The organism is Chryseosolibacter histidinae (assembly GCF_018598225.1).
GTDB classification, from domain to species: Bacteria; Bacteroidota; Bacteroidia; order Cytophagales; family Cyclobacteriaceae; genus Chryseosolibacter; species Chryseosolibacter histidini.
Genome location: NZ_JAHESF010000029.1, coordinates 1 through 22,968, shown reverse-complemented (window position 1 = coordinate 22,968; position 22,968 = coordinate 1). Strand labels below are relative to the sequence as shown.

The 22,968-nt window shown below is 50.6% G+C and carries 15 protein-coding genes and 1 pseudogene; 5 read left to right on the top strand and 11 right to left on the bottom strand.

Annotated features, from left to right (window positions below; all coding sequences use genetic code 11):
- Nucleotides 1-92 precede the first annotated feature (92 nt).
- The 9 genes from KK083_RS22865 to KK083_RS22825 form a co-directional block, all read right to left on the bottom strand.
- Nucleotides 93-2,120: a DUF3352 domain-containing protein gene (locus tag KK083_RS22865; RefSeq protein WP_254167894.1), complete on the bottom strand. Its 2,028-nt coding sequence runs from the start codon at nt 2,118-2,120 to the stop codon at nt 93-95.
- A 200-nt stretch (nt 2,121-2,320) separates the two neighbouring features.
- Nucleotides 2,321-6,058 (bottom strand): RHS repeat domain-containing protein, encoded by a 3,738-nt coding sequence (locus tag KK083_RS22860; RefSeq protein WP_254167892.1) that lies wholly within the window; start codon nt 6,056-6,058, stop codon nt 2,321-2,323.
- Between the two features lie 43 nt (nt 6,059-6,101).
- On the bottom strand, nt 6,102-12,314 hold the full coding sequence (locus KK083_RS22855) for a DUF6443 domain-containing protein (RefSeq protein WP_254167890.1): 6,213 nt from the start codon (nt 12,312-12,314) through the stop codon (nt 6,102-6,104).
- Between the two features lie 335 nt (nt 12,315-12,649).
- Entirely contained in the window at nt 12,650-13,624 is a 975-nt protein-coding gene (locus KK083_RS22850) for a succinylglutamate desuccinylase/aspartoacylase family protein (protein ID WP_254167888.1), read from the bottom strand.
- 288 nt (nt 13,625-13,912) lie between these two features.
- Nucleotides 13,913-14,821, bottom strand: a complete 909-nt coding sequence (gene rimK, locus KK083_RS22845; RefSeq protein ID WP_254167886.1) for a 30S ribosomal protein S6--L-glutamate ligase — start codon at nt 14,819-14,821, stop codon at nt 13,913-13,915.
- A 19-nt stretch (nt 14,822-14,840) separates the two neighbouring features.
- A complete protein-coding gene (locus KK083_RS22840; RefSeq protein ID WP_254167885.1) occupies nt 14,841-15,290 on the bottom strand; it encodes an ATP-dependent zinc protease family protein in 450 nt (149 codons plus the stop codon).
- 78 nt (nt 15,291-15,368) lie between these two features.
- The gene (locus tag KK083_RS22835; protein WP_254167884.1) at nt 15,369-15,887 is read right to left on the bottom strand and encodes a DUF2911 domain-containing protein; all 519 of its coding nucleotides are present in this window, start codon (nt 15,885-15,887) and stop codon (nt 15,369-15,371) included.
- A 156-nt stretch (nt 15,888-16,043) separates the two neighbouring features.
- Nucleotides 16,044-17,375, bottom strand: coding sequence for a signal recognition particle protein (gene ffh, locus KK083_RS22830; RefSeq protein ID WP_254167883.1), 1,332 nt, complete (start codon nt 17,373-17,375; stop codon nt 16,044-16,046).
- Between the two features lie 152 nt (nt 17,376-17,527).
- A complete protein-coding gene (locus KK083_RS22825) occupies nt 17,528-18,721 on the bottom strand; it encodes a molybdopterin molybdotransferase MoeA (protein WP_254167882.1) in 1,194 nt (397 codons plus the stop codon).
- Nucleotides 18,722-18,794: 73 nt separating this feature from the next.
- On the opposite strand from KK083_RS22825, the gene moaC reads away from it, so the two are divergent.
- The 3 genes from moaC to KK083_RS22810 all read left to right on the top strand — a co-directional run bounded on the left by moaC (nt 18,795) and on the right by KK083_RS22810 (nt 20,755).
- On the top strand, nt 18,795-19,271 hold the full coding sequence (moaC, locus tag KK083_RS22820; protein ID WP_254167881.1) for a cyclic pyranopterin monophosphate synthase MoaC: 477 nt from the start codon (nt 18,795-18,797) through the stop codon (nt 19,269-19,271).
- 29 nt (nt 19,272-19,300) lie between these two features.
- Entirely contained in the window at nt 19,301-20,107 is an 807-nt protein-coding gene (locus tag KK083_RS22815) for an ion transporter (protein ID WP_254167880.1), read from the top strand.
- Nucleotides 20,108-20,614: 507 nt separating this feature from the next.
- Nucleotides 20,615-20,755, top strand: coding sequence for a hypothetical protein (locus KK083_RS22810; protein ID WP_254167879.1), 141 nt, complete (start codon nt 20,615-20,617; stop codon nt 20,753-20,755).
- On the opposite strand, the gene KK083_RS22805 is transcribed toward KK083_RS22810, so the two are convergent.
- Both KK083_RS22805 and KK083_RS22800 read right to left on the bottom strand, forming a co-directional pair.
- Nucleotides 20,746-21,180 carry a molybdenum cofactor biosynthesis protein MoaE gene (locus KK083_RS22805; RefSeq protein ID WP_254167878.1) on the bottom strand — a complete coding sequence of 145 codons (435 nt, stop codon included), beginning with the start codon at nt 21,178-21,180 and terminating at the stop codon, nt 20,746-20,748. The two genes, KK083_RS22810 and KK083_RS22805, sit on opposite strands and share 10 nt — an antisense overlap.
- A gap of 144 nt (nt 21,181-21,324) precedes the next feature.
- Nucleotides 21,325-21,576 carry a MoaD/ThiS family protein gene (locus KK083_RS22800; RefSeq protein ID WP_254167876.1) on the bottom strand — a complete coding sequence of 84 codons (252 nt, stop codon included), beginning with the start codon at nt 21,574-21,576 and terminating at the stop codon, nt 21,325-21,327.
- A gap of 184 nt (nt 21,577-21,760) precedes the next feature.
- Here KK083_RS22800 and moaA point away from each other — a divergent pair, with 184 nt between their 5' ends.
- Nucleotides 21,761-22,780 (top strand): GTP 3',8-cyclase MoaA, encoded by a 1,020-nt coding sequence (moaA, locus tag KK083_RS22795; RefSeq protein ID WP_254167874.1) that lies wholly within the window; start codon nt 21,761-21,763, stop codon nt 22,778-22,780.
- Nucleotides 22,781-22,783: 3 nt separating this feature from the next.
- Nucleotides 22,784-22,968, top strand: a pseudogene (locus tag KK083_RS22790) (sulfite exporter TauE/SafE family protein); the annotation flags it as partial.

Sequence of the window (22,968 nt, the reverse complement as noted above, 5' to 3'; positions counted from 1 at the left end):
ACAGCGATATCAGAATGTTAAATTGTTTAAACATTCAGTCTTCGCATTGAAATTTCATGTTTATGTAAACATCTTTTGTGTAGCATTGACGTTCAGTCCCTGCTCTTCTCCCTGACGATCTCCCCTTCATGGTAACTGCGCTTCAGCACCTGTTTTCCGTCTTCATCATAGAGGCGCCAGAGGCCGTCGCGTTGGTCGCGTTTGAAGTGGCCGCGCATTTTCACCTCACCGTTAGCATGGTACTCGGTGTATGATCCATCCTTGAAGCCATTCCTCAGCTCAACACGCAACTGCACGGTGCTGTCGGGAAAATAAGCAGTATAAGAAGTCTTATTGAGGTCCTGCGCATAGATGTACGGAAGCTCCATGGGGTCCGATGCTTCCGTGGTGACCATCGCCTGGAGTGGTGCGGGTTCCTCCTGTTCGGTAAGCGAGTCAGCGGCCGTATCTGCGGTAGCCACCAGCACTGGCGCAGGCTCCGGCGCTACGAACTGCTCGGCCAGTGTTGTTTTAAAATTACCGTTGTCGGGCACCAGCTGAAATCCCACCTGGCGGAAGCACACAATATACTCCTTGTTGCGGTCCATATCACTGCGCGTGGGGCTATCCACCAGCTTCTTCACAGTGTTGAAGAGCACGGGGGTATTGAGATAAATAAATACAGAGCCTTCGTCATCGAATTCTTTTCTGAAAGCCCTGAACTCGTCTGACTTAACAAGCGTGTTCTTGTCGAGATAGTCGTCAATGATGCTCTTCAGTGTTTGCGGGTGGTTGCTGAAGATGACAAAGTTGTTCACGATGGTATAATAAGGCTTATCGTAACGCGCGAAGAATTTTCCGAGCAGCGCTTTGAACAATCCTTTCATGCTCAGGTAGCTGATCTTGTAGCCACGGTGATCCACCGATTTAAATTTCACCGGTGTTTTCTTGCGCACCATTTTTTCGATATGCTCAAGGTCTTTCCGCGCCTTTTCAATATTGCCTGCCTTCAGCACCAGCGCGGTCTCGTTATCCACACCTTTTCCATGAGACTGCAGCTCGAGCAGGGCCACTTCATCGCCGATCCAGTTGATAAAATTTTCCTGCAGGTCTATATTGAGGTAATTCTCCACCTGCTTCAGGTTCTCGCGGTAGTTGCCGTATTCGGTCACATCTTCCTGAACATTCTTCTCGAAATTGGTAAAGAACTCACTGAAGCTGCTGAATCCCAGCCCAAGGCAGAAGGCGGTTCGTTGTGGTGCGATCTCTGTGAACTCCGTGGCGCCGCGTCCGGAGATCGCCAGCGTTTTCAGATAAGACTCCACCGAGTCGTTGACGTAGGTATTGCCCGTAGCCTTGATGAGCTCGTTCTCAACGGTCACACTCAGGCCCGAGGTCTGCAGGGCTTTGGAGAGCCGGTTCACATACTCATTGGTGCCGCTGGAATAGGCCGTCATGAACTGCGGAAGCATGGCGTAGTTCAGGTAGAATTTCAGCAGGCCATTGCCGGCAACCTGGTCTGCATTGTTCACCAGGGCATGCGCGGCAAGATTATCGGTACCCGCGTGCGCATCAAGGGCCGAGGTGATGATCTTACGATTGTAAGAGGCAAGCAGAAAACCTCCGGGCAAACTTAGGTACAGGTTGGTTTTGTCTGCGGGATGATGCAGGATCACGAGGTCTTCGGTGCCATGTTTCTCCTTGCGCACGGTAAAACCTTCCGTAGAGAATGTGGTCAGATAGTCATTGAGGAATTTTATGCCGGAAACTTCTTTCAGGTCTACGAGAAATAAAAAATCATATTCTTTCGGGCCGGTCATGTGGGCTGACGCCAGCAATGCCCGCGAGCCGATCAGGTCGAACAGCAGGTCATTGTCATGGATCATCGAATCAAGGCTGTTGGCAGACGCTGTGAGGGATGCGAAGTAAGTGTTCTTCTGCAGGTGCGCCCAGGCATCTGAGCGTGCGATCTCTTTCCAGGTGCCGATCGGATCGTCTGTTGTCACATAATAGATGGCATCGGAAGGCACAAAGCTCAGCGCGTCTGCCGAGACATCCGCTGTGTTCACATACCATTGATACGTTACCCAGGCAACCGCGCCCAGGAAGCCAAAGATCAGGATCCATTTCAGTGCCTTCATCGGATACAGGTTAGTAACACGAAAGTAGGCAGAAATTCAGGTTCCGGCAGGTTATCCAAAGACGAAAAAACAATTTAGAAGGTAGAAGAACATCTCGGTAGCTATCGGATACGAGGCGCAAGATACGATTACAATCTAGTTGTCCGTGTCATTGCTGCCTCCCCGGTAGTGTAGCATAAGCAGTAAAGCGTAGAAAACCCTTACTGCTTATAATTATAGGTATAGTGTTTTTCGATATCACCTTCATCATTCCTGATGCGGATCAATCTCCCAAGGTCATCATAGTCGAAATATTTCGACCTGTTGTTGGCATCGGTGGCGCTGGTCATGCCGGTCAGGGGGTCATAGGTGTACGTGGTCATCTGCGCTCCGGCAGGGTAAAACCGCACCTCATCCACAAGGTATCCGGTGCCTCCCACAACAATATCGTTCGAAGCTGCAACAATATTCACTGTGCTCTCGAACAGGGTCCAGGCACCTCCGGAAGTTGAAGGCTTCCGCCAATACGAAAGAATATAGGCTCCGTTTGTTACAGGTTTGGGTATGATGTAAGTACCGTTATAACTTCGGGTACCAGTTCTGGCTTCAGATGAAACATGCTCTATGCTCTCTTCGAAGCTCGTATAAAAGATATCCTGCATGTTTCTCGTATGTGTCACCGTGTAGCTCACTGTAAGAGTGATCTGAAGATCTCCGCCGCCTGGACCTTCTGCCCACGTAATGTTGCTTTTGTGATACAAAAAATGTCTTCCCACCGGTAATGCAAGGGGAAAATAGGGTGTTGTAGAAGGTCCATATTCAAAATTTCCATTTTCATCCTTGATCTGGAATTCAATAATGGCGTTTGGCGATGATCCGGCGATCACCTGGGTAGTACGGTCGAAGTATAATGTTTGTGCTTCGGTCACGTCAAAGTATCCCATCAGCTCAAAATCTGACATCTGCCCGTTGGTAACCGTACTTAAAGGAACTGGCGCAGGTGTAATGATCTCCGTAATCGTTTTTTGGACGGCATTTTTTACCTCTGCAACGGGCAGGGTATTGCCATATGCCCACAGATAGGTAACCGGTACATCGTTGAGCTTCTTCTGCGTGCTGATGTTGTTGTTGGCATCATAAGAAATATCAGCCCGCTGCTTGTAAAGGCCGGTGCCTGGAATAATGCTATTCGGATCCTGCACGATACCTGATACCGGTAGTGTTGTCTCAGCCATGTGGATCTGCGTAGGTTGTCCCAGTGCGTTGTAACGGGTAACTGATCCTCCCAGGGCATTGCCACTCGTTTCTCCGTCGATGATCCTCTCTTCGATCACCCTGCTCCTAAAGTTCCTGGAATTCAAAGTGCCGATAACGCCGCTCATGGTCCCGGCGTTGTAATCCGGCGGGTAATAGTACAGGGAGGTCTTGATCAATCCGTCGCTGTTGGTAGTTGATTTGGAGAGAAGCTGGTGATGTTTGGTTGTGGATGGGGTTGCATTGTGATACCCGTAGCGGGTGTTTGTCACGACGTCGGGCTGGCCGGGTGTAAAAAGACGTTCTTCCGTACTGGTCAAATGATTCCACGTTGTGGCTACGGGATAGGTCCACGCGCCAACGCTTGCTGAAGTAGTGCCTCCGGAGGAAGGCTGTATGTGCACAAAAATATTCCACAGGTATTTTGTCTTATTGGCCCACGATGCCGAAAAATCGACATAATTATTTTTGACGGATTTTATAGCGCGGAAGCCTGTTGACTGGGTTGCATCCTTCGCATATTCTGTTTGCCAAAGAAGGTTCCCATTCTGAGGGTCTGACAGGCCGGGTATGCCAGGCCAGTAAGCAAATCCATGCTTATCAACGGGCAGCACCTGATCCGGCTCATTGTGAAATTCATAGGCCGTTTTTCCGTTCTCCGCATTTTCACCGTTCCAGAGTTCAACACGATCGTAACCCACCGGACTTCCAGCCGCGGCGTTGCTCATGGGATAGATGGGAGAGCTGTACCGGTACAGGGCTGGAGACAGGGATGTATACCATCCCCCATTGGGACCGTCACACACGAGACCTCCGCAGCCTGTAGTGCTCGCCGAGCTGTACCCGCAATACTTGACCATGAAGTTCCGCACCGGCGTGATCTGTTTACCGTTCTGATAGCGATACGCCCTGGTGATCGTTTTGTTTGTGACAGGATCCGTATCCTGAACTTTCGCCACACGAAGCCCGCCGCCGCTTTTGAGGGTGTTATCTTCTGTAAACTGGTTCGCCTCGAAGAAGAATTCAGTCCACCCTCCTGTTGGATAGATCACTTTCTTCAGCAGCGCGGCCTGGGCTGAGACACCGTTTGCTGTACGCACGGCACCGCTGATATGTTGTCCCGCCACAATGAATGCCACAGGCGCGGGGTCGTTAGGCCTTTGAACATAGAAGGTATGCGATGGCCAGTAGACCTCTGGAACAAGGTTGGCGTTGTCTATCGCGTTGAAATGTCCCCAGTGGTCAACGCTGTGAGAAGTTTTCCTGGGAAGGTCTGTTGTTGTATACTCGAACTGATGAAGTTTCTTCAGCGTGCCGTTGGACTCTATCAGCCCTGTCAGCTTCAGCCGTTTTCCGTTAGCAGATGCGAAATCATTGATAAAACCCCCGAGCCCGTCACCTGCGCCTGGCAAAAGACCATTGTAGTTAGGTGACACATCGTTTGCAGAAGTGAAGTACGCATTGTTCTTGAACTGGAAAGTGCGGATGATCTTTTCTTCTCCGGTAACAGATGACCGCTGGAATACCTGGATGTCAGACAATCTTTCGGCACCGGAAAGATCCTGTCTTTTAACCGGGTCCCGATTCAATTTGATATACCCGTTTTTAAAATTGATCTGTCGCAGATAATGCGGTTGATGGACCGTGTACGATACGCTGACCCTGCCTTCCGTAGGTGAATAGCCTTGCTCATTACAGTAAGTGCCCTCGCCATGAATAAAGTACTGTGAGTAATCGGGTATGGGAGCAATAAAATCAAGCGAGCTCGCAGCTTTGTCATACTCGAAGGTTATTTCCTCTCCCATGGGAGAAACGATCTTTTTTACAAACCAGGAAGTGATGGGGCTGCCACCCAAATTCAGCATATTGACAGCCTGGGTAAATCCGTTCACGTTTTTGGCAACCGTATTCGTATTGCTGCATTGATAATATGGACTATAGGTATTATTCGCGGGTGAACAATCCGGTTCTCCGAAGAAATATTGTGTTCCATCTGCGGCCGTTATTTTCCATCCTCCAAATTCACCTGATCCCGCACAGTTGGCATTGGGATATTTTCTGTTGAACATCTCGATCTTTATATCCTGATGGTCCACGGGCACAAAGTCGCCGTTCCTGTCGATGACGAATTTGCCGTTCAGTTCGCCGCAGCTGAAGTAGTAAATGTCAGAGGCCCAGTCACGCGACGCATCGATGAGATCGCCATAGTAATTTCTGGTATCGCCCGGAAAGTACACTGTCAATGTCGGGGTATTCTGGTTGAAATAAAGGATCTGAAAAGGATCTTCATGGGGATTCTTTGCCGGAGCCGGGGGCATGTTGGATCGGTTTGACCAGTAGCAGAAGGCGCCACCGAAATCATCGCCACCGCGGATACTCCTGGTCACAGCACCTCCCGCATTCAGGGTCCATCCCAATCCCACCCAACTGGCTTCTTCCTTCACCTGCATACCGGAAGCATGGTAACTGATAGAAACAGGTAAGGTGATATCCCTGGACCTGATCTCATAGATGGGAATGGAAATATTGGGCACTCCGGTATAATGGCTTACCGGTATCTCACCATACTTCCCCAACGAAGCAGCCTCCGGTGCCGGAGGTGTTGTTTTTGGGATGAGGCGTTCAAGGTCCTGCGCTGCACAACGCGGGAAAGAAAAGTACATGATCAATGATGAGATCATGCTGATGCGTAAAAGGGTCTTCATAGGGTCGATGTTTATTTAATTCTTGTAGTGTACGCTGTGCCTGTTATCTGCCGGGTCCTACCCCAGGCAGATCTCTTACCTCCCTCTTAGGCACAACAACTCCTTGTTTTAGCAATTCCAATATCTTTTGAACCACCTGCTCCTTGGGCGAAGGGCCTAACTCAACCCGAACCATTGAACTGAGCAACGCCGCCACGGATGAATTTTCATTTTTGAACTTTGCCTGATCCTCGGCGCTTAAGGAATTAAAATCCTTTCCTAATTTTTGACTGGCAAAAGCTGCGAATTTCTGATCGAAAGCTTTATTGGCATCTTTCTCGTACGCCATTTCCAGGGCCTCCAATTTAGCAGCGCCAGGACCCACCAGGAAAAATTTATTTTCACGAGAGGAGGATCCTCCCTCATAAGTCTGAATAAGCTCATGCCGCTCGACCACAAAGTCATTATACCCTTTGAAATCACCGTATAGGTCCATCATGATCTTAACCCATTTTCCTGTCTTTGTTTGAGGGTTTTCCGCATTACCAACTTCAACTTTTCCTCCCGGCTGTTTCTGCCACCTGTTCTGATATTTATAAGATGTTCTTATCATCTGACTATGCACGACCGTGCGATAAGCCGGGGTAGCCTGGTATCGCATAGCAGCTGCAGGCCTGCCGGGCCTTCCTTTATCACCTTTAGGGTCATTGTACCGAACGGGGTTATTGTAACTATAATTATAAGGGGAGAGATCAATCAGATCATCCTCATCAGACAACGGATCAACCTGCCACCACCTTCCAAGCGCCGGATCGTACATCCTGAATTCTGTAGCGTCCACGTCTATAGCCAACTCATCTTGTCTCTCCGATCCATCGTTATACAAATATGAATTTTCGCTACTGTTTTCTCTTCGCGATGAGTTGTAAGGCAACCCATACGGATAATAATCGTCCACCTGCACCACGGGCGATTTAATATGCTCAACCCTGAAGTCATCAAAGTAGACCTCCACATTTGTTTCATTCTCGTTGCTGAGATAGATGTACATGTACCCTGGTTCTTTGATCAGGATCTGGTTGGGTCCGTCGAATGCCAAACGATCATGGCTGGCGTCCTGGCCGTATTCCCTGCTGTTGGTGGTGATGCGTTGGAAACCCAGGTCCAGCACCGTGTTCATAGCCCTGTCAAACAAAATGTAGTTAAGGTAAGCCTTGGGAGGCTCACCCGTCTCGCTGCTATGATCGATGCCGTCTATCGGGAAGGTTGCGTCCCCGATGCTGCCTGCGGCGCCGCCATCAACAAAAGTTCCCTGCGGTGCGGTGCCGTTGAGAATGGAGATGATGAAATTATTGAGTGCTGTGCTCCGATGACCGCTCACAGGGTCGAGGTATTTGGCGTACACTTCCAGGTTCACCTTATCGCCGGGCATCACGCTCAGCGTTTTGGTCAGCCCATATATTTCGTCTGTATTGCCTCCTGTTAAACGTGTGGCATAGCTGGTGCCTCCCAGGTTGGTGTGATCCCAGATCTGGTGATTTATCTTCACCGCCTCGTTGTAATACAGAAACTTGCCTTCCTCACCGCCAGCATTGACGGTCTCCAGGGTAGCCAGGCCAAGATCAGTTTCATCTTTTGTTGTGAATGTAAGGTGTACGTTGCCCAGGTGATCTTTCAGGTGATACTGATACTCCGGTGTCGTGCTCTCCAGCCTGGTGATCTCAAAGTCATTGAGGTAGAGGGTCTCTCCTACCGTTACACTGGTCCAGGTCACACCAGCCTGCAGGGTGGTTTGTCCCGCAGGTATGGTCACGATCTGCTCCACCCATGTTTCTGCCGTGGCGCTGGCCGGCAACGCCGCTCCGGTTGAATTCAGCAACACAGCCCCCGCCTTTACCTGTAGGTAGGCCACACTGGTTCCACGGTAGCCTTTCGCCCTGATACGATAACGTGCACCTGGCGTAACAGCGATCGTTCCGGCGAACGGAAAAATGCCTGTGCCTGCAGCGGTACCGGTGGCGGTTGCTGTAACGTATTTTTCTCCATTGGCTGTGCTCACAGACAACGTCGCATTAACAGCCGTCATCGCCGCATTCAGTGTATCACAACCGTTGATGTACAGGAGCTTACTCTTTGCCACCACTACCCTTCCCTCGTCGTGATTGATGAACTGAAGCACGTCGTTCTCATAAATAAACTCACCAGCATAGTCGGTCTGCTTTACCGAGGTGCCGGAGGTAACAACCTGGGCAAGCTTGCGCCCGACAGCATCATAGATGTAACGAATGGAGCTTCCATCTTTGGTGATCGTTTCAGGAAGGTTGAGGAAATTGTATTTGATCAGGTTGCTGGCATCGGTGAGGCTGGTGCCGACACCTTTGTTGAGGTCCCGGGTCAGGTTGCCGTTCAGGTCATAAGTATAATCAGTAGCCGTACCGGTGTTGCCATCTCTGAACCCCTGCGCTTTATGGGTGGCGTCCGTGGTGTTGTCCTGCACATAAAGCAATTTATTGCCGGTGGTGATCCCGGTGCCGTAATTGTAAGTGAGGTTATCGATCTGCACACCGCCATCGCCTTTGCGATCGAGGTGGGTGATATTTCCGTTCAGGTCATAGGTTAGTCCGCTTTCGTCATATTGCCCCGCCGTCCATGTACCGGGCGCAGTGAGCGCTTTGTGTGTGGCGGTGCTGAGCCGGTTCATAGCATCGTACGCATACACATACCCATGCTGCTTCACGTCACCCAGGCCGAGGTACTTGCTCCAGGTCATGCCGCTGATGTTGCCGTTGTAGCGTGCGGTATTACCCAGTGCAGGATCCGACACATTGTAGGCAAGGTTCATTCCGAAGTAATCTCCGGTGTCATCATTGGTTACATCGTCATCATCAGTCAGCGTTGCGTTGTTCACTGACGTGAGCCAGCCACGGATGTTGTACCGGTAATCAACACTTTGTTTTGCGTCACTGGCGTTGGCCAGCGTGCTGTGCAGTTTTTTATCCATCAATTGACCCAGCTCGTTATACTGGTTGTGAATGATCTTCACAGCGGTGGCGCCATCAATGGCATGCCAGACTTCTTTTAACCGGTTTGCATGATCATAAATATACGCGCGGGTAACGCTGTTGCTGGTGGCAGCAAACGATGCACGAACGCCAGCCAGCGATCCACCGGTTGTATAAATAGACGCATCTGCCATCAGAAGGGTGGTTGACGGCACCAGAGAAGTGTAAACGTTATTTTTCCATCGATAGGTAATGGTAGTGCCAGTGCGTTCGATGCGCACCACATCGCCCGGGCTTAATGTGCCTGTGAAAGTTGTTTTGGCAACACCATTTTCCCGAACGGACAGGGTACTGGCGTTGAGGTACAGCGCATAATCGATGGTGTTAAAATCAGTGTTGACGTTGGCATCCGAAAGTCCAATCATGCGGTTGGTGTTCGTCTCCGAGACAATCGCTTCCATCCATCCGTTCTGCCCCGCAGCGAGCTGCTGCACCGAAGCTGCGCCGCTTTGTCCCCACCCATTGGTACTATTTGTTCTCACCAGGCGGTTGCCGGTCTGGATCGCGCCATCGTGTTCTTTCCAGCATACATCGTACGTGGTGTGCACAACTTTTGTCTTGCGTATTTTGCCGGTAAAGTCCAGCACATTGGTAGTGCGGTCGATGCCTCCTTTGTAGTTGTCGGCAATGCTCTGAATAACACGGTACTCGTCGTCATAATAAAGCACGGAATTAAGCCACGTATAACCGCCTCCGTCGAGCACTCTTACCCTGGTTCCTGTAACCTGATTTTTGAGGCGCTCGTTGTAATTTGTCTTCTGTTCGCCAGGAAGGTCATCTGCTTTAAACTGGTAAGCAGCGCTATTGTATAAATTCTCCCGGTGCGCATAGTTATCATAGTAGCTTACCGAGTGATAACTATTGGGGTTGATGGTGGCGCCGGAAGTAACAACGGGGTAGCTAACATTCGTATATCCATGCAAGTCTGTTCCCGTGTATCTTTCGCCGAACCGCGCCCAGGTTTTCGTGGCGTAAAAATTATTAACCACACCCTGCATCTGAGCCTGGGTAAGCGTAGCCGCCGTATCTTTTATGCCGGTGGCGATGGGCTGGTTCAACTCGTCATATTTGGTGAACTCCCATTGCCTGGGAGATGCAAATCGTTGTACACTGTCCTGGGTCAGCACCAAACGGTCGCGGTCATCGTACACCATGAGCACCTGCCCCGCACCGGGTACTTGTTTCTGGATCATCCTCCGGCGCGCGTCATATTTATACCTAAAAGTCCAGCGCCTGAGAAAATTTTCTTTCGTGGCCGCGGTGGCGGTAGCATGGTGATAATCGGTTGCCAGTTTTGATACAGCCTGGGGAGGAATGACACAGACCAGGTTTCCGAAAATATCATAGATGTGATAAGTCTCTGCCCAGACTCCCGGGGCAGCTTCAACTTTTTTCAATATCACCTGCCCGTGCTTGTCTTTGTATTCGATCGTTTCATGATATTCTTCGTCACGGCTCCGGTTCAGGTAGAGATCTCCGGCAGCATAATAGATCGGCGATGCCGCTGTTCCAGCATTCACCCGCGCCAGCGAAGCGGAACCCGTAGGGTATGTGCAGCTCCATAACAGCACCTCATTGGCAGCGTTGGTCTCGTAACCCTGCTTGATGGTCCGGTCGGCAGAACCATACGAGTCCGCGCCATCGGGTTGCCAGGCGGATCCGGGCGCTCCCTGCTCGATCACCCGATTCAGCGGAGAAGGCTCAAATATCGTTACCGCGTATGGACTCGGGTCGTTAACTACCCCGTCCGTTGTTGCGTTGTTGTAGAACTTGCCGTGAGGTGAGCTTGAATAGTTTGAAGGAATTGAATTATTGTCAGGGGTTCCGACGGGGTTCACCTTATAGTAGCCATTTACGTCTGAAGAAACATAAGGAAGATATTTGACCTTTTCTCTGTTGAATGCATCGTAAACAACAGCCTGAACCACATCTTTGGCCAGCGGCGAGCCCTGCACATTCAACGACTGCATTTTTCTGCCAAGGCCGTCGAAATAATTCCAGGTCAGACTCTTTTGCCCTGTGGCTATTTGCAGGGCCGAGACATCCGCATCTGTTTTTTTACCTTCCACCTGCACCGTGGTTTCTTTGATCCAGTTATAGTTGTTGGGCGGGTAGGCCACGGTGATCGTTACCTGATCGGGCAAAGATGATTCTCCCGAATCGTCTTTCACTACCAATGCAAAAACATACGTTCCATAAACAAGATCCGATAACGTGATGGTAGCGGGAGGTGTCCCGCTCAAGACCGCGGGCGGGCCTGAGACTTTCGTCCACGTATAGGAAACAATGGTGCCGTCGCTATCCGTACCTGAGCCAATCAGGGTCACCGTGTTCTCAGGCAGCACGATTGTTTTATCGGGACCAGCATTCGCTACCGGGAGCACATTTTTGACGAGTACCAACGCCGGCGAAATTTTTGTGCAGCCATCAAGGGTAACTGCCGCGGTGTAACTTCCGGGCTGGTTCGCTGAATAAGTAGCTGACAGCGCTCCTGTAATATCAACACCATCTTTCTTCCATTGATAACTGGTGCCGCCTGAAGCTTGTATAGACCGCGAACAGGGACATTGCTGCGAACAGGTGGAACAGATCTTCAATGTACCGGTGGGTGAAATAGTTGCCGCCGGGTAAGGTTTAACGGTAACGGTTTTTACATCGGAATAAACAACACCGCAGGAAGGCACCGTAACTTTTACCCGAAAGGATGTGCTCGTTGTAAGGTTTGTAAATGACCCGCCTGACATTGTTGACCAGCCCGTGTCGGTGATCGAAGCGCACCCGCTGGTGCACGATTGCCATACCTGTGTACCGGATGGAGCGCCGGAAACGGTCAATGTTCCCGACTCACCCGCACAAACACTGGAAGGACCAGACACGGTGCCCCCACTGTAAAGTGTAAAGGATGCTGTTCTGGTCTGTGCCACTACTGTGCCATTTACGAGGATCGGGAAAGACACCTGCACCGTGCCGGAACTTCGCCACGAAACTGTTGTGGCGCTTCCCTGCACGGAGCTCATGCTGCCTGCGCCGGAGACAATGGACCAGCTCGGCGTGCTGACGATCCCTGATGTGCTCGATAACGAATAAGAGACCGTCGCATTTAAACAGCCCGCAGATGCGCTCGAAACGATGGACTGCGCATCAACACTGAATGAGAGAAGGATGCCGGCAATGAGTGCGCCGGAACTTCGCAAGGGGTCTTTCAATAGCATCATATTGCTTTTGGATAATGAATAAGAGATCCGATCAGTTTCGTCAGAAACAGAGACAACGGCCAACAGAGATCAAAAACGGATGATGGCATTTGAGGTCGCTCTGCCATGAAGCGTAACGTGCACGCGCTTGAACAACTCGGGAAATCTATTGCGCGCTCATCCTATATGAAAATAGATCAATTTTGCGGCATGCAAATCAAAGTCGCTTTTTTTTACACACGCGGTTAGGTGCCGAAAACAGTTTATTATGAGTTTCTGTACCGCAGAATAACCAGGGCGTTGTTTCAGCGTTACTACTTTTGGACATGAATTTGAGTTAAACGGGCTGTTGCCTTTCAGTCCTCGTTCGCCTGCTCAAGCTTGCAATAATTGTCCATGCCCAAATGCATCAGCGCATCGCCGGCATTGATCACGGGACTGTTGTTCATGCCGATCACGTAGGCCGTCTCATGGGCTTTCACCTGCTCCTTGAATTCACCGAAGGGATCGGTGATGGTGCCAACCCACTCGCCTTTGTGTACCAGCTGGCCACATTGCACATTGGGTTGAAAAAGTCCTGCGTGTTTAGCGCGTACCCACGAGGTTGTCCAGATCACACGGTTCTGTTCTTTCGGCTCAGGGGCCCAGTCGATCATGTTGAGGTGCTTCATGAGTCGCAGCGTGCCGGAGACACCTTCTTCGATGGCCTGTGTGTCGAAGCGTAGCGATTCCCCTCCTTCATAAACGATGATGTTCTTGCCTTTGCGCGAAGCTTCGCGGCGAAGGGAGTTGGGCCTGAACGGGGCATCGATGGTGAACGGTGCGCTGAAAGCATTGGCGAGGTCTACGTTCAGGGCATCGCGCAGCACGGCACGCACCTGGGGATAGTTGGCGCGCATGGCACCTCCCGTATGAAAATCAATTCCGTAGTCGATGAAGGGGATCACGTCATGCATCAGGTGATAGGCTACCCGGCTGGCAAGGGAGCCGCTCTTCGATCCCGGAAAGGAACGGTTCACATCTTTTCCATCCGGTACATCGCGTGAGTAGTTGAGAAAACCGTAGACGTTGATGATGGGCATGCATACCACAGCCCCGCGTTTTACCTGGTGCAGGCCACGGTCGAGGATCCTTCGCACCACTTCCATCCCGTTGATTTCGTCGCCATGCATACCGGCCATCAGGGCAAGCACGGGCCCGTCTTCCATAGCCCTGGAAACATAGATGGGTGTATCGATCTGCGTATGGGATGGCAGGCGGGCGATGTTAATATTGATTTCCCTGAATTCGCCAGGGCGAATCTCCTGACCCGCGATGTTAACTTCTTTCAAGATGAGTCTGGTATAGGTTTTAAAGGTTAAAGGTACAAAAAATTAAAAAGAAGCCAGGAGCCAGGAGTCAGGAGCCAGAAGGCCCTTCGTTGGAGGTTAGGTTTCGCTTTCACAGGCTGATCTCGAATGAATGCAGGAAATAAAAAACGCTTTACCTTTCAGTAAAGCGTTTGCCATACGATATAAACTCTAAAATCTCTGCTCCTCAACATTGTAGCCAGACTCCTGACTACTGGCTCCTGGCTTCTGACTCCTTGTTACCCGCCGTAGCCTTGGCGAAGGAGGGTTTCAGGCGTTCACCTTATCCTTCTGGATCTTGTTCTTTTTGGCGTTCTTCTCAATGAACTGGTAGATCTTACCGGCGATATCGATCTTGGTGGCGCCTTCGATGCCTTCGAGGCCGGGTGAGGAATTTACTTCCAGGATCAGCGGGCCCCGGGCAGACGGAAGCATGTCAACGCCGGCTACACCCAGTCCCATTTTTTTGGCCGCGATGATGGCGGCATGTTTTTCGTGACGGTCGAGCTTCACTACTTTGGCGCTTCCACCGCGGTGCAGGTTGGAGCGGAACTCGCCTTCTTTTGCCTGCCTGCGCATGGCACCCACTACTTCGCCGTTGACAACAAATGCACGGATGTCCGCACCTTTAGCCTCCTTGATAAATTCCTGTACAATGATGCGGGCATGAATGCCGTGAAAAGCTTCGATCACCGATTTAGCCACTTTCTTGCTCTCCGCCAGCACAACACCAAGGCCTTGCGTGCCTTCAAGCAGCTTGATGACCACGGGCGCTCCACCCACGGCTTCGATCACCCCTTCGGTATCGCGCGAATAATCCATGAAGATCGTCTTTGGCAAACCCAGCCCGGCACGCGACAGGATCTGCAGACTCCTGAGCTTATCACGTGAACGGATCAGTGCCTGCGATTCCACGGCTGTAAAGACCTTCATCATCTCGAACTGGCGCACTACGGCCGCACCATAGAAAGTGACAGAGGCACCAATGCGCGGAATGATGGCATCGAAATAGTCGAGACGTTTTCCATTGTACAATACCATGGGGTTCTTCTTCTCGATAAAGAGCACACATTTCATATGGTCGATGACCTCTACTTTGTGACCGCGATCTTCACCTGCCTGCTTCAGACGTTTGGTAGAATACAGTTTTGCGTCGCGTGAAAGTATAGCAATATTCATAAAAGGAGTCGAAAGTGGTTTAGAGCGTTTTGCGCTTCTGCATGCGCTTTAATCTGCGCTTCTCTTTGTAAGATAAATTTTTTTTCTTGACATCGATCAGGAACCTGTCCCTTAAAATCTTGCGCCCGATCAGTATCGGGAATTTAAGCGATCCCCTGTTGCTCAATGAAAATTCAGCGGTGATCTCTTCTTCGAAGATCTTGATGGTTGTTACAATGACAAACCTTTTTTCAACTTCGCCGAAAGAATTTTTGATGTCTTTTTTTTCGAAGTCCCTGAAAACGAACTTCATTCCGGTAAATTCAGGATGTTCTTCGTCCAGCAGGATAAATTCAAGCCTGCCATCTATAACTTCAGCCTTCTGGCAGTGCAGGCAGCAGGTATATGCACCGGTGTCTACCTTGGCGTGGATATTGTAAAGCCCGAGTTCCGGTAAGTCTACCCGGTCGTATCTCCCCAGGACGTGCATTGCCTTTTTTTTATTCCAATATGCTAAAAAAAAGCCCCTTGCATGATGACCTTCGTGTTAATTTTTTTTGACCGTTGGTTATTGCGCCTTTACCCGGAAAGCGACATAAAAATTTTCCCAGGTGAGGCTGACCCGGTCGGTCTCAGGTGTGATGGTAAAAGTTTCCACGAATTGTTTTGGCTTCTGCGACTTCACGGTAACACGCAGAACATCGTCGCTTTGTTTATAGTCGTATGCGCCCCAGGCATCTTTCCAGCCCTTGTTGAAAATAATGGTCCACGAGGTTTCTCCGGGAATGGTGAAGAGCGCGTACTTACCTTCTTCAAGCCGCTTCCCCTCTATCAGCACATCTTTATCAAATTCGATGGTAGTGGCTTCGTTGGCACCTGTTCTCCACACCTGACCATAGGGATCTTTTCCGCCCACCATCTTCCGCCCACGCGCTGAAGGCCGGCAGTACACCACTTCGGTGACAACACCGCCGACCACACCCTTCACGGTTTCTTTAGGGCTCAATGGTTTTTCCTGTGCGAATACAGGCAGAAACAAGATGCTGGCGGCAACCGTCGGCAGAAAAAAAGCCCTCAGAATTCTCATGGTGGACAGATTTAGAGGTTTTAATGTAAAAAGCCCCTCCCGGGAAATCCCGGGAAGGGCATTTTATGTATAAAAAAGAATTACCTGTAAACTATAGGTAAAACGCATAAATCAAAAGAAAGGTTTTACCGGACAGACGAAAATTGAACCGCACAACTAACGTCCAAACGGATTCAGGGCCGACAGCGCACGTTTGCCTCCACCCATTTTGTTCATGGTCTTCATCAGCTTGCGCATGTCATTGAATTGTTTGAGCAGGTTGTTCACCTCCTGTACCGATCTGCCACTTCCCTTCGAGATCCTGTTCTTGCGGCTTCCGTTGATAATGTCAGGGTTCTCGCGTTCGGCCATGGTCATCGACCGTATGATCGCCTCGATGGGTTTGAAAGAATTATCGTCGATGTCGACACCTTTCATGGCTTTGCCCATACCGGGGATCATGCTCAGCAGGTCTTTCATGTTACCCATTTTCTTCACCTGCTCCAGCTGCTGAAGGAAGTCGTTAAAATCGAACTGGTTCTTGCGGATCTTTTTGCTGAGTCGTTTGGCCTCTTCCTCGTCATAAGCCATCTGCGCTTTCTCCACCAGCGAGATCACGTCACCCATGCCGAGGATCCGGCTCGCCATACGATCAGGATAGAAGCGGTCAATGGCTTCCATCTTCTCACCTGTGCTGATGAACTTGATGGGCTTCTCCACTACCCTTCTGATAGACAACGCTGCTCCACCACGTGAATCACCGTCGAGCTTGGTGAGCACCACACCGTTGAAGTCGAGACGGTCGTTGAAGGCCTTCGCCGTGTTCACCGCATCCTGACCTGTCATGGAATCGACCACGAACAGTGTCTCCGAGGGTTTGAGGGCATCCTTCAGCCGCGCGATCTCATTCATCATTTCCTCATCTACAGCAAGACGTCCGGCTGTGTCGACGATCACTACGCGGTGATTGTTTTTCTTCGCGTGCTCGATGGCCGCCTTCGCGATCTTCACCGCGTCTTTGTTCTCGGGCTCTGCGTATACTTCAACACCGACCTGCTCGCCCAGCACTTTCAACTGGTCGATCGCCGCCGGGCGGTAGATATCACACGCTGTTAAAAGCACCTGGCGTCCCTGCTTCTTCAGGTAGTTGGCAAGCTTGCCCGAGAAGGTTGTTTTACCCGAACCCTGCAAACCGGCAATGAGGATAATGGCCGGACTGCCCTCGATGCGGATATCTTCGCTCTGCCCGCCCATGAGGGTGGTGAGCTCGTCGTTGGTGATCTTGATCAGCAACTGTCCCGGCGAGATGGCGGTGAGCACATCCTGTCCCAGGGCTTTTTCCTTTATTTCGTCAGTAACTTCCTTGGCAACCTTAAAGTTAACGTCGGCATCGATCAGCGCCTTGCGGATCTCCTTCACGGTTGATGCCACGTTGATCTCGGTGATGCTGCCCTGGCCCTTCAGTGTCTGAAAAGCTTTTTCGAGTTTTAAACTTAAATTATCAAACATGTTCTTTCTGAATTCTTGTATTAAGCCTTGCTTCGAATGTTCGCCACGAAGACACAAAGATCACTTATAAGACACGAAGGTGAAATTCCTTTGTGATTGCTTGGTGTTCTTAGTGCCTTTGTGGCCAAAGAATTGCAAATTTAATCTATTTTCTATGCCCGGAAAGGGATAAAAGGTAATGACTCTCCGGCCTTGAATTCCGACCGTTCCATTGGCAACTCCAGGAAGCCATCGATCTTCTTCAGGTTGGCAAAATCGCCCGATCCGCCCCCAGCATCAGGATACGCCATCAGCATGCCGCCGTCATTTTTAACACTTACCTGCAGAAAATAGGTTAGCTGGGGTTTAAACGTAAAATCTTCTGCCAGCACGGCGTATTCCTGCCGCGGCTCTATTCCGAGACTCGTCCATAACCAGGGAAGGATATACCGGTAGAAACACATGAACGTTGACACGGGGTTCCCCGGCAGGGCAAAAGCAGTTTTTCCTTCCGGCGATGCTCCGAACCAGAGCGGCTTCCCCGGCCGCTGGCTCACCTGGTGAAAGACCTTTTTCACCCCGAGCGACTCCAGCACACCTGGAATAAAATCGAACTTGCCCTGCGATACGCCGCCTGACAGGATCACGCTATCGTATTGCTTCAGGATCTTTTCCAATGACCGGCGAAGCGTGTCTTTGTCGTCAGGCAGATGAAACTGGTCGCCTTTCCAGCCCAGGGTCTTCATGGCTGCTTCGATGGCGTATGTGTTGGAGCGCCTGATCTGGTGCGGCAAGGGTGTCTGCCCCACCTCCACCAGCTCGTCGCCGCTGGCGATCACAGCCGTACGCGGATAGTTCTTTATTTTCACCACCGTTTTTCCCACGGATGCCAGCACGGCTATCTCGGCGGGGGAAAGGATCATGTTCGGCGATAATAATACCTCACCGCTGGCGGCGTCCTGGCCCTGGCGGTGCACGCTTTGTCCGCGGGTGATGTTATCAACGGTGATCGTGGCATTGGGTGACTCGATCGCAAGGTCTTCATACCGCACAACGGTATCTGTGCCTGCTGGCAGCATGGCGCCGGTCATTACTTCAAGGGCGTTCTCCGCACTCGTCAGTGTTTTCTTTGGCTCTCCCGCAGCCTGGGTACCCTCGATGAGGAATGTTCTTTTGCCCTTCTCCCAGGCATCGAAGGCGATGGCAATGCCATCCATGGTAACGCGGTGGAACGGAGGAAAATCGCGGTCAGCGGTAACGGGTTCAGCAAGCACCGAGCCTACCGCTTCCTGCAGGGGTACCCTTCTTGTATCGGGTTTGTATAAATGAGATAAAATGCTGGCGGAAGCCTCCTGAACACTGATCATTTTAAAATATTGTTAATTTTGGATTTTAGCCTGTTCCGGGCGATCCAGTGCCCCCCGGAGGGCCCAATTTAGGATGAAAAACAGGAAACTTACGCACATTGATACCACCGGTAATCCTGCCATGGTGGACGTATCGGAAAAGGCGATCACACGGCGTACAGCCCGGGCGCAGGCTATTGTGCACGTTGGCAGCGAGATCATGGCACAGATCGATCAGCAGGAGCTGCAAACCAAAAAAGGCCCCGTGTTCCAAACCGCGATCCTGGCGGGCATTATGGGGGCCAAGAAAACATCAGACCTGATCCCCCTCTGCCATCCGCTGGGGCTGGAAGATTGCAGCGTAGAGATCAAAGCTGAAGGCGAGAACATTGTGATCACCAGCACCGCCACCCTGTCGGCCAAAACGGGTGTGGAGATGGAGGCGCTCACGGCAGCTACGGTTGCCGCGCTCACGGTTTACGATATGTGCAAGGCGATGTCTCATCACATCGTGATCAGGGAAGTGAGGCTGTTGGAAAAGACCGGAGGAAAAAAAGATTTTAAATTTTAAACAACGAATAACCCCCTTACCTGAGCCACATGAGATTAAGAAAATGGGTTTTTAACCTGCTCGAACCGTCTGCTTCCGGAAGCCGTGCCTCCAAAGCCATCGAGCTTCTTCTGATCACGCTCATTTTTCTCAACATCGTAGCCATCATCCTCGAGTCAGTGAAGGAGATCAACGAGGTGTATGCCGATTTCTTTCACGAGATCGAATACTTCTCGGTGGTGATCTTCACCATAGAATACGCATTACGCATATGGACAGCCCCGGAGAATCCGAAGTTTGCAAAGTTCAGGCTGAAAAGGTTGCAGTACGGAATTTCCACTATGTCCATCATCGATCTTTTTTCGATCCTTCCCTACTACGTCAGCATTGCGCTCAACCTTGTACCCGTTGACCTCCGGTTCATCCGGGTGATCAGGCTGTTCAGGCTCATCAGGGTGCTGAAGATCGCCCGTTACCTGAAAGCGCTGAACCTGATCCAGGCGGTGCTGCGCGAGCGCAAGGAGCAGATCGTGTTAAGCGTGATGTTCATCGTGTTCCTGCTGGTGATGGTGTCCACGATCATGTATTATGTGGAGCACGACGCGCAACCCGAAAAATTCTCGAGCATCCCGGCCACCATGTGGTGGGGCATTGAAACGCTTACCACCGTAGGTTATGGCGACATGATCCCCAGCACCACCTTAGGAAGGATCCTCGGCGGCGCCATCGCCATACTCGGGATCGGCCTGTTTGCATTGCCTGCAGGTATCTTGTCGTCAGGACTCACCGACCACCTTCACGGCAACAAGAAGAAGTACAAACGCTGCCCTCACTGCGGGGGAGAACTACATGAATAGTAGGCAGTAGGCAATGATCAATAGGCAATGGGCGGGCGTTGAGGTACAAGACTGTGCTGCGTTTCCATACGAAGCTTACCGGAATTGGCTGTAACTCGTCCTTTGCCTACTGTCCCGATCGCCTGCGATCGGTCCCGATAGCTATCGGGATTGCCTACCGCCTACTGATTCCCATCTGCGGATAACCACTGCGTTATAATGGGACAGTTCGACATGTTGACCCGCTTTTATCTGAAATCATCACGCGTATTTCACCGGATTTATAGACAGCTGAACCCCGAAAAGGCTCGTGGCTTGAGAGCAGGTTGAAGGTTGGAAAGTAACTTCTTCTTTCATAAGCAGTTGAAGGATCTCTTCAAGGTGCAGCTTCAAGCAAATCGTTCTTTTTTCAGGCAAAACGATCGGGGCCTGATGATCGTGGCCACGGAAGTGACGTGTTTATAAAAATGAAAAAGGGAACGATTGTTGTTCCCCTTTGTTCTGATAGTGTCTAATCCCCTTGGCTTTATGAAAACCGTGAGCAAAAATTCAAATTCCGACATCTTATCGAATCCCATTAATAGAAATCTCATTCTCATTTTGGTCACAGCGCTGGTGGTATCCATCGTTGTGGTCACTACGAGCATCATTATCTATTATCAGCTCTGAGCTTCAACGGCGCGAACCGGTTGAGCTGAGATCCATTCTTCACCATCTTCGAATACTTCTTTTTTCCAGATGGGTGCCTTCTCCTTCAGGTTATCGATAATAAACTGACACGCCTCAAAAGAATCACGCCTGTGCGGTGTTGAAACCGCTACCACTACAGATACCTCTCCCGGCTTCAATGTTCCGATGCGGTGGCTAACGCCCGAACCCAGCAATGGCCATCGGTGAGACGCCTCGTCGACGATCTTTTTGATCTCCGCCACAGCCATGGATTCATATGCTTCATATTCCAGCCACAGCACATTCTTGGCATGCGCTGTATTGCGAACGGTACCTATAAAAACATTTACTGCCCCAGCTCCCAGGCTGCAGGCAGTATCGATGACCTTCTGTACATCAATTGCTTTTTCTGTGATTTTGATCATAAGCAGATAGGTTGATTTACATTAAACGGTGTTATGTCAATGTAGGCATATCACCACCAAATATCAAGGATTAACTTCATAAATGAGGAACGCTTGCCGGTTGCGCCAGGCGATCGCTCTACACATACGCTTTTTGAACCGGCCTTACCCCCCACTAACCGGGGGTATGAGGGCGATCTCATCGGCTTCGCTCAAACCCTGGGCATCTTCAGCATAGGTGTGATTCACCGCGATAAAAAGCGACCGCAGTCCCGTGAGCGACGGATACCTTGAGACAAGGTACCGCCTCAATTCACCTACTGTGCTCCCCTCCATCTCAACCACCGTTTCCTTCCCCCCAATGATGTCTTTCGTAATACCGAAAGCTCTTACCTTGTATCTTGACGTGACTTCCATAATTAAAACATTGCGTTCCAGGGCCAAATATAACCAGGATTAAAGGATTGACTAGATTAACAGGATTAAATGGATAATGGATTTTCAGGATTGCAGGATAACTAAATTAAACCTTTTATCTTTAGACAGGATTGAAGGGACTACGGATAGGCATTCATCCAGCAAATCCTGTTAATCCTGTTCGATGTATACGGAAGGAAATAACGCAGTGAATACGATCTACGACAATCACGGGAGGCCATTAAACTATTTGAGGCTGGCGGTTACGGACCGGTGTAACCTGCGGTGTTTCTATTGCATGCCTGCGGAGGGTATAAAATACCTTCCGAAAAAAGAGCTGCTCACCTTCGAAGAGATCGAACGACTGGTAACAACGATGGCGGCCATGGGTGTGTCAAAGGTCAGGTTAACAGGAGGAGAACCGTTTGTAAGAAATGACCTGATGCAGCTGATCAGGAGGATCGTAGAGATCCCCGGTATACGCGATCTCCACATCACCACCAACGGCATTCTTACCGCGCCCCATATTCCGGAACTAAAACGGCTCGGCGTCGCCTCGGTGAACCTGAGCCTCGATACGCTGAACCGGGAACGATTCAAACAGATCACCTTACGGGATGAATTTGATAACACCTTCAAAACACTGAACCTCCTGCTCGAGCAAAACATCCCCGTGAAGATCAACGCCGTGGTGATGGAAGGCAAGAACACCGAAGACATCCTGCCCATGCTGGAGCTGACAAAAGAACATCCTGTCTCTGTCAGGTTCATCGAAGAGATGCCCTTCAACGGCGAAGGCAGCCACTACCCGAAGCTCACCTGGACCTACAACAGAATCCTGGAGCACATCCGGTCACAACATCCCAACATCGAAAAGATCAGGGACGATGCGCACTCCACTTCTTACAATTATAAAATTCCCGGATACGCCGGCGATGTAGGCGTCATTGCAGCCTTCAGCCGTACTTTCTGCGGCACCTGCAACCGGGTCAGGGTAACGGCACAAGGCATCCTGAAAACGTGCCTGTACGATAACGGCGTGATGAACATCAGGGACCTGATGCGTTCAGGCGCCACAGATGAAGAAGTGAGATCAAAATTGATCGCCGCCTTCCATCAACGCGCGGCAAACGGATTCGAGGCTGAGCAGAGAAGAACGGACCATCAGCAGGTACACGAATCCATGTCTACCATCGGCGGATAATCAATGAACTCAGACCTTCTCATTCTCATCGTCAGCTTTTTTTCCATCGCACTCATTTACGCTTCCGTAGGTTTTGGCGGCGGCTCAAGCTACCTGGCCCTGCTGGCCGTGATGGGCGTACATTACGAAACGATCAGACCAACAGCCCTGCTCTGCAACATCATTGTGGTGAGTGGCGGCGTATACAT